This window comes from Hyphomonas sp. UBA4494, assembly GCF_002388935.1.
Lineage (GTDB): Bacteria > Pseudomonadota > Alphaproteobacteria > Caulobacterales > Hyphomonadaceae > Hyphomonas.
The window spans coordinates 227-999 of the sequence record NZ_DGNK01000018.1 but is presented as its reverse complement, the minus strand read 5'-3'; the positions used below and the strand labels follow the sequence as shown (position 1 = coordinate 999).

Annotated in this window: 1 pseudogene (cut by a window edge); it reads right to left on the bottom strand. The window is 56.2% G+C overall.

The window, feature by feature from the left end:
- A pseudogene (locus B2P82_RS07155) lies at positions 1–340 on the bottom strand (methyltransferase domain-containing protein); its annotated part reaches 95 nt to the left of the window's first position; the annotation flags it as partial.
- Positions 341–773: the final 433 nt, after the last annotated feature.

Genomic DNA, 773 nt, shown 5'->3' with positions numbered 1-773 from the left:
CTGCCTTGCCGAACCGGACATGCGATTTGTCTTCTGGCCGCTCCGCCCCCGGCTCTAGATCGTAATCGATGATGACGAGCGATCCGCCAGGTTTTAGGGCTTCGAAAATCGACTTCATCACTGCTTCGCGATCGTCGAAGTAGTGATAGGTGTCCGCGATAAAAACAAAATCCATAGCATTGGCGGGAAGCGTCACGTTGTCTTCCCGTCCGAATACTGCCGTTATGTTGTTAACGCCGGCGTCTTCCGCCCGACGATTGATAAGATCAAGAAACAGCGGCTCAATGTCTTCTGCGAAAACACGGCCCTCTGGCCCAACGGCCTCAGCAAACAATAAAGAGTAAAGCCCGGTGNNTCGGCGACAACATCACCCTCTTCTAGCCCCAGCGCGGCGACAACATTTTCGCGCGCTGAATAAAGCTCGCGGCTGCCAACCTCCAGTCGTTCCAGCCAGACATCAAGATTGATGTTTTCGTCGCCAGCCGCCTCAGAAGAACCGGCTGGCGCTTCAACGCCGCCATCGGGCGCTTTAGAACACCCTGCAGCGGCCAGGACGGCCGCCAACANNNCCATCTGCGCCCTGCGCGGTCGATTCGTTCCGCGCCGCCAAACCATAACCTAGCCGCGCCGGGGTTCAAAGCGTCGATACCGCCAGAATATCGTCTTTGCCAGACATAAAAAAACCGCGCCAATGCTTATTGGACGCGGTTGGTCTTAAATCTGAAGGGTTTGAAATCATCTTGGCAGGCCCGGCGGCGACTTACTCTCCCACG